Here is a 7,462-nt window from a genome sequence, read left to right on the forward strand (position 1 = left end):
CCATTGACGACGACGTGGTACCGCTTGTCGCCTCCCTGGAGGGCCTGCGCAACGCCGATGCCAAGTACCGATTAGCCTACATACTGACCCGCGCAGCACTGATCGACCTGGAGCGCGGCCGCCTGGACGACGCCGTCGCACACGCCCAGGAGGCGCTCACGTATGCGCAGTCCCTGGAACGCCCCACCGAGCTAATGTTGGCCCACTTCGCGCTCGCCGAGGCGTATCGAGCGGCCGGGGACACCGCCGCACACCGGCGGCATACGGCCGCACTGGCCGGATTCGACCAGGCACCGGTCGCCGAATGGGCGAGGAGCCGGACGGCGTCCCCCCTGCCAGGGGAGGCGCTGGAGGGGCGATGACCGACGTCTTCCTGGAACGCGCTTTCGAACCGCCGCTTACCGTCACGGCCATCAAGGCACTTTTGTCGGATGCGCCAGCGTGCTTCGATCGCCATCGGGTACGCTGGCTGGAGAGCCACCTGGCGAGAGACGGGCATCGTATGGTCTGCCACTTTCTTGCCCCGGATACGGAATCGGCACGCATTGCCTTGCGGCAGGCGGGGGCGGACGCACGCATCCTCTGGTGCGGTACGGTCCACGACGCGCCGGCCCTGGATCTGCCGGGGCTGACCAGTGCCAACGTGCTGGTGGAACGCTCCTTTGCACGCCCGGTGACCGTCGAACAGATCCAGGCCCTCGAAGATGCAGCGGCCGGATGCCTGCAGAGCCATCGCCTCCGGTTCGTCCGCACGTACGCTTCGCTGGATGGCCGGCGGATGATCTGCCTCTACCAGGCCCCCGACGCGGAATCCGTTCGCCTGGCGCAGCGCCAGGCCGGCATGCCGCTGGATCGCGTCTGGTCCTTCCGCTACTTCCACCACTGCGTCACAGCGACTTTTTCCTGAGCCTCAAATACCACGCGCTCTCCCACGCTGGGTCCAACGTTGCCCGCGCATCCTCGTTGCTGTCCGCGCAAGAAGCGGTCGACCACGACTCAGCTCACAGGAGAATTCGACATGTACGCAGAAACACTGCAGGTCAACAACGGGGTGAATGTGAATGCATTGCTGGGCGCCCGCGAGGCCCTGGCGCAAGCGCCGGAGGCCGCACGCTTTACTTGGCGGGCGAGCTGCAACTGGGTGAACGGCACCCACAGCCAGGCCACGGTGGATGGCTATTACGGCCTCGGCGGGGAACAGCGGCACAAGACGCGGTTCACGTTCGATGCGGACCACCCCGAGGTATTTGCCTCCGAAGACAACGGCGCGACCCCCGTGGAGTACGTCCTGGTTGGCCTCGCAGGCTGCCTGACCGCCGGCATTGCCGCCGTTGCCCAGAATCGGCAAATCCAGCTGCGCTCGGTGAAGGCCTCCCTGGAAGGCAGTATGGACATTCAGGGCATTCTTGGCATGGACAGCGATGTGCGAAACGGCTTCGACGATGTGAAGGTCACCTTCGAGATCGACGCCGACGCAACCCGAAAGGAGATCGAGGCGCTGGTCGCCCAGTCCCAGAAGCGCTCCGCGGTCTACGACATCCTCACCAATCCAACCAACGTCTCGGTGCATGTGAAATGATCAGCGACCTCCGGCATTTAAAGCCCTCCGCAGCCCGTGCGGTGACTGTGGTCGTCATCGGTGCGGGGCATGCCGGGCTTGCCATGAGTCACTACCTCAGTGAGCGTTCCATCGACCACGTGGTCCTGGAACGCGGGGAGGTGGCCAACGCGTGGCGGCATGAGCGGTGGGACTCACTGCGGCTGTTGACGCCCAACTGGCAGTGTCGGCTGCCTGGGTTCCACTATGCGGGTCCCGACCCGGACGCCTTCATGACGATGCCGGAGGTCGTCGACTTCATCCGCGCCTATGCAGTGCGCCTATCCGCCCCGGTGCGCGCCGGAACCACGGTCACCTCGGTGCGGCCGGCGGCGAATGGCTATCACGTGATCACCGACCGGGGCGCCTGGCGCTGCCGGGCGGTGGTGCTGGCCAGCGGCGCTTTCAATGTGCCGGTGGTGCCCGCCCTGGCCGAGGCTGTGCCTGCCCGCGTTACCAGCATCACTCCGCGGGAGTATCGCAGCCCGCGCCAGCTCGAAGACGGTGGAGTGTTGGTGGTAGGCGGGTCCGCGACGGGGTTGCAGCTTGCCGACGAGATTCACCGCTCCGGGCGACCGGTCACTCTTGCCGTGGGCGAGCACGTGCGTATGCCCCGAATTTACCGGGGCCTGGACATTCAGCGGTGGCTGGACGCGGCCGGAATCCTGGACCAGCGCTACGACGAGGTGGATGACATCGCACGCGCCCGGCGCCTGCCCTCGCCGCAGCTGGTGGGGAGCCTTGATCGCTCGACACTGGACTTGAACGCCCTGGGCGACCGCGGTGTCGCCCTGGTCGGGCGTGTCGTGGGTGTTCGCGACGGTGTGCTGCAATTCTCCGGCGCGCTGCGTCGCTACTGCGCGTCGGCGGACCTCAAGCTCGAGCGGTTGCTGGACACCATCGATGAGTGGGCACGGCACAGTGGCATGGATGAATGGGCGGGCCTGCCTGAGCGACCAACGCCCACGCGGATCGACGACGCGCCCAGGCTAAGCCTCGATCTGAATCGTCGCGAGATTCGAACCATCGTCTGGGCCACGGGTTTCGGGCCGGACTACTCCTGGCTGCACGCGCCCGCGTTCGATCGCAAGGGGGCGCTTCGTCACACCGGCGGCGTGGTGGACGTCCCCGGGCTGTACGTTCTGGGCTTGCCGTTCATGCGCCGCCGCAAGTCAAGCTTCATCCACGGGTGTGACGACGACGCGCGAGACCTCAGCGCCCACCTTGCGGCATACCTGGATTGCAGGCAGGGCCGACTCACGAGGCAGGAGGACGATTCGCTTGCGGCGATCCCGTGTTGAGGCACGCCCATGATTGGGACGTGCGTCGTTGACCGGCGTTCGCCGAGGAGCACTCCCCACGCAATTCGTGGCGCACGGGGTGACCCGCTATTGGGTGGAATGGCTGCCGCGCTCGGCTGCCAGGGCAGTGCCGATCGCCGCCATGAGCGCATCCACCTCGATTGGCTTGGTCAGCACGGCGTGGATCGCGGTACCCGTGATCCGCCGCGCGGGCAGTGTGTCGGGATGCCCGGAGTACAGTAGCACGGGCAGCTGCGGGTAGCGCGCATGCAGCGTTTCCGCCAAGGCAAGCCCGGTCACCTCCGGCATGGACTGATCGCTGATGACCAGATCGACCGACCGGAGCGCGAGCTGTCCCAGCGCCTCCTCGGCGCTGGCGGCCAGCGAGACACGGAAGCCGCGGGTGCCGAGGAGTTCCGCCATGAAGGCGCGCACCGAGGCCTGGTCGTCAACCACCAGAATGTGGCCTGTACGCGGGCCGGCTGGTCCTGTACGTGAGGCCGGCGCCGGCTCTACTTTCTTGTCGACGACCGATCCCGTGCTGACCGGGAGCAGCAGGTGCATACACGTGCCACCGCCGGGGCCCGTTTCCAGAAGTACATGGCCACCATACTCATGTATGACGCCGTGAATGGTGGCGAGGCCCATGCCGCTGCCCTGGCCCACCTCCTTGGTGCTAAAGAACGGATCGAAGATGCGATCCTGAATCCCCGGCGGAATGCCGGGTCCAGTGTCGGTCACGCTGAGGCTTACCCATGCGCCGCACACGCTCTGCCCGCAGGAGGCGCATTCCGCGTCCAGGTCCACGCGGTGATCGACACGGATGGTGATCGTGCCGGTGCCGTCCATGGCGTCGCGGGCGTTGATGCACAGGTTCATTAACGCCTGCTCCAGCAGGATCGGGTCGGCCAACACCGGCGGTGCGTTGTTGTCCTGGCGCAGTTCGAAGACCACCGTGGCGGGAAAGCTGGAGCGATACAGACGCACGGCCTCGGCGACGAGGCCGGGCAGCAAGAGGGGTTGCGGCTCCCCGCGCTCGCCGCGGCTGAAGGTGAGCATTTGCCGGATCAGATCCCGGGCGTGTTCACCCGAGCGTTGAATCTGAGCCAGATAGTCGAGCACGTGCGAGTCTGTCAGCGCGGCGGCGTTTTCGCGGGCCAACACGGCGTAACCGAGGATGCTGGTGAGAATGTTATTGAAATCGTGAGCAATGCCGCCGGTTAGATGGCCGAGTGCCTCCATTTTCTGCGCTTGCCGAAGCCGGCTCTCCAGCACCTGGCGTTCCGCTTCCGCCTTGCGCACCGCCGTGATGTCCCGCAATGACCCCACGAAAATCTCTCCCTCAGGACCGTGCGTAACGGCGATGGTGAGTTCCGCCGGAAATTCACTGCCGTCGGCGCGCATGGCCGAAACTTCCACGCGCCGCCCCAGATAGGGACCAACCCCGGTCTCCCGGTAGCGCTGCAGGCCTCCCTGGTGTGCCTGGCGGCTGGCCGGTGGGATCAATCGATCCGCAAGCCGGCTGCCAATGACTTGGGCTCGGTGATAGCCGAAACACGCCTCCGCCGCCGGGTTGAACTCGATAATCCGGCCCTCTGTGTCCATGCAGACGATGCAGTCCAGTGAGGCCTCCACCGTGGCACGTAGCCGATCCTCACTCCGACGCAGCGCCCTCTCGCGCTCCTGGCGCTCGGTGATGTCGCGGACAATGGACAGCATGTGCGGCGCACCGCCATAGTCGATGGGCACGCCGCTCACCTCCACCGGAAAGGCGGAGCCATCGCTGCGCATATCCAGCGCTTCCGTCTGGAATGGGTGGCCTGCCTGCAGGAACTCCAGGAACTGCTCCAGCTTCCGCCACGAGTCGGGATGGACAAATGCGCGCGGGTCCAAGCGGAGCAGCTCATTGCGGCTATAGCCGTGCATCCCACAAAACGCCCGATTGGCCTCGACGATGCGACCCTCGCGGTTCCACAAGGCCAACCCGTCCACTGAGGCGTCAAAAATGGTGCGGTAGCGCTCCTCACTGGCGCGCAACGCTTCCTCAGCAGCCTTCCGCTCGGAGACTTCCCGGATGAACGCGAGAATTCGCGGCACTCCGGCCAACTCGGCGCGCTTAAGCACGACCTCGTCCCAGTGCAGCGAACCGTCGCGACTGCGCCGGTGCCACTCAAAGCGCGCCGTTTCCCCCTGGGCTGCCCGCGTAAGCTGCCGTTGGGCTTCTTCTTGGGTATAGGGCGGCACGCCGGAGCTGATTTCTGAGACCGGCATGCCGCACAGCTCCTCGCGTGTATAGCCGTACATGGTGCAGGCGCGGGGGTTGACATCGACAATGGCGCCCGTGTTCACGTCATGGACGAAGATCGCGTCCTCGGAGGCGTTGAAGATCTCCTGATAACTGCGCTCAGAGAGCATGCCGACATACTCGGCGCGCTCCCGCTCGCATTCGGCGGCCGCGCGCATGGCGTAGATGCGTAACACGGCAGCGGTGCCTTCCGGGTCCTGCATCGGCTTGCTGTGGGCAGCCACAATCAGGCCCAGCACGTCGCCACTGCTGTCGAATAACGGGTAGCCGGCGTAGCTCTGCACGCCCAGTGCCAGTAGCGATTCGTCCTCCGGAAAAGCGACGCCCAGCCCTTCGGGAATAAACTGGAAACCACGGGAGATGACGGTTCGGCAGGGCGTTCCCAGCAAGGGATACTGGAGGTTGTCCAGAATCTGATGGCGGTAGCAAAGCCCCAATGTCGTGACTGAGTGCAAAGCGGGGCCATCAACCGCGGCAATGAAGGCCAGATCCACGCCCAGTGTCAGGGCAACATCCTGTGCCAGGCGCTGATGCAAACGTCTGCCCGAAAGCCCAGCGAGACCCAGCCCGGCGGTCTGCAAGGCGGTTTCAATCCGCTTGCGGGCGGTGATCTCGGTGGAAATCGTGCACAAGCCACCTGGCCTCCCCAGCGCGTCCATCAGCGGAATGCGCGTGCTGAGGAGGGTTCTGCGCACGCCGTCCAGCTCCAGCGTTTCCTCGAGCTGCGCAGAGACACCACCAGCCAGCGCCTGGCGATCACGCGCTTCCACGGCGGCGCCAATTTGCGCCGGCAGCACGTCGGCAAGCCGCTTGCCGAGTGGCGAAATGCAGTACGGTGCGAACATGGCCAGCAGCGGTCGGCTGACGCGCACGAAGCGTAGCTCCGCATCCTTGATGGCGACGAGCAGTCCGGAGTTGTCCAGTACCTGCTCGAGCAGGTGGTCATGGCCAGCGACCGCGTCACTGGCGGTGTTCATGCCGGCTGTTTTCCCATGCCGAGCGCGGTGGGTACGTACATGTAGCCGACGCCGCGGACGGTTCGGATCAGGCGGGGGTTGGACGGGTCGACCTCGACCTTCCTTCGCAGGCGAGCAACACGGATGTCCACGCTGCGGTCGTAAGGATCCCAGTCGCGCTGCTGGGTCAGGTTGAGGATCTGGTCGCGGCTGAGCACGCGGTTCGGCCGAGCAGCAAGAACCTCCAGCAAGCTGAACTCGGCGCTGGTCAGGGGGACTTCGTCGCCGGCACTGTCGAGCAGCCGCCGGGCGTGCACATCGAGCTTGTAGGCACCGAACGGGGTGTACCTGCCATGCTCCTCAGTCGGCTCGACGGGTGCACTGCGGGCCCGGCGTAGCACGCTCTTGATGCGGGCCAGCAGCTCCCGGGGATCGAATGGCTTGGTGACATAATCGTCGGCACCCACCTCCAGCCCGACGATACGGTCGACCACGTTGGCCGAGGCGGTCACCATGATGATCCCGCACGGATACCGCTCGCGGATGTGCCGCGCCAGGGACAGACCGTCCTCCCCGGGCATGGCCAAGTCCAGCAGCACCACATCAATCGGCCGGTCGGCAAGCATCCCCCGCGCGGCCCGGCCGTCGGCCGCCAGGTGGACCTGCAGTCCGTGGGATCCCAGGTAATCGTGGAGCATGGCGCGCACCTGCGCGTCATCATCCACCACCAAGACGGTGTCGGGCTGGGCCACGGCCGTGACTCCTGGACTGTCTCTCTACTTATAGTCCAGTGCAGCCGGTAAGCAATGCACCGGCGGGCCACTGTGCAGCGGCCTGCCCGACTGACTCTTCAGCTTGTCCGCGAGCCCCGCCGGACAGGTATGCCCAGGGGTCAGGAGATGTGTCAGCGACACAGTACGGTGTCCCTGGGCAGGATCACTTCGCCAGCCCGCACCGCCTCGGCCGCTGACGTCTGCCGCGTGGGTGTCGGTTCCTCCTCGGCCTGTTGCGGGCCAATGCCCGGAGTTGCTTCGACAGTCCGGATTCTCTTGTCTGCCAGCAGGCGTATCACCCAGGCGGCGTTCAGCAGCGCATAGAAGACGTTCCAGGCGACCATGTGCATTAGCGGCTCGCTCAGGGCGCAGAAGTAGACAGCCAGACAGCAAGTCCCGACCAGAGAAAGGAGCCGGAGCTTGAGCATGTCGCGCACCAGGTACCCGGAGATGAAAAGGGTGTTGGCGATGGTGGCCAGGTAATCCATTGGTCCGTCCTCCCCGTTAAGATCGGGAACAGACTGCGACGC

General features: G+C 65.6%; 6 protein-coding genes and 1 pseudogene. 4 read left to right on the forward strand and 3 right to left on the reverse strand.

What is annotated here, in order from left to right; translation table 11 throughout:
- The 4 genes and pseudogenes from QZT63_RS17075 to QZT63_RS17090 all read left to right on the forward strand — a co-directional run.
- Positions 1-362 (forward strand): annotated as a pseudogene (locus tag QZT63_RS17075) (hypothetical protein); the annotation flags it as partial.
- A complete protein-coding gene (locus QZT63_RS17080) occupies positions 359-907 on the forward strand; it encodes a DUF4242 domain-containing protein (RefSeq protein ID WP_290652833.1) in 549 nt (182 codons plus the stop codon). The pseudogene QZT63_RS17075 and the gene QZT63_RS17080, both read left to right, overlap by 4 nt.
- Positions 908-1,018: 111 nt before the next feature.
- On the forward strand, positions 1,019-1,579 hold the full coding sequence (locus tag QZT63_RS17085; protein WP_290652835.1) for an OsmC family protein: 561 nt from the start codon (positions 1,019-1,021) through the stop codon (positions 1,577-1,579).
- Entirely contained in the window at positions 1,576-2,898 is a 1,323-nt protein-coding gene (locus QZT63_RS17090; RefSeq protein ID WP_290652837.1) for an NAD(P)-binding domain-containing protein, read from the forward strand. Before QZT63_RS17085 ends, QZT63_RS17090 begins: the two co-directional genes overlap by 4 nt.
- A gap of 87 nt (positions 2,899-2,985) precedes the next feature.
- On the opposite strand, the gene QZT63_RS17095 is transcribed toward QZT63_RS17090, so the two are convergent.
- The 3 genes from QZT63_RS17095 to QZT63_RS17105 all read right to left on the reverse strand — a co-directional run.
- A complete protein-coding gene (locus QZT63_RS17095; RefSeq protein WP_290652839.1) occupies positions 2,986-6,180 on the reverse strand; it encodes a PAS domain S-box protein in 3,195 nt (1,064 codons plus the stop codon).
- Positions 6,177-6,911: a response regulator gene (locus QZT63_RS17100; protein WP_290652841.1), complete on the reverse strand. Its 735-nt coding sequence runs from the start codon at positions 6,909-6,911 to the stop codon at positions 6,177-6,179. Before QZT63_RS17100 ends, QZT63_RS17095 begins: the two co-directional genes overlap by 4 nt.
- Before the next feature lie 152 nt (positions 6,912-7,063).
- Positions 7,064-7,462, reverse strand: a 399-nt coding sequence (locus tag QZT63_RS17105; protein WP_290652842.1) for a hypothetical protein, incomplete at its 5' end; no start/stop codon positions are given.

Origin of the sequence: Aquisalimonas sp. (assembly GCF_007120195.1) — a bacterium.
Lineage (GTDB): Bacteria > Pseudomonadota > Gammaproteobacteria > Nitrococcales > Aquisalimonadaceae > Aquisalimonas.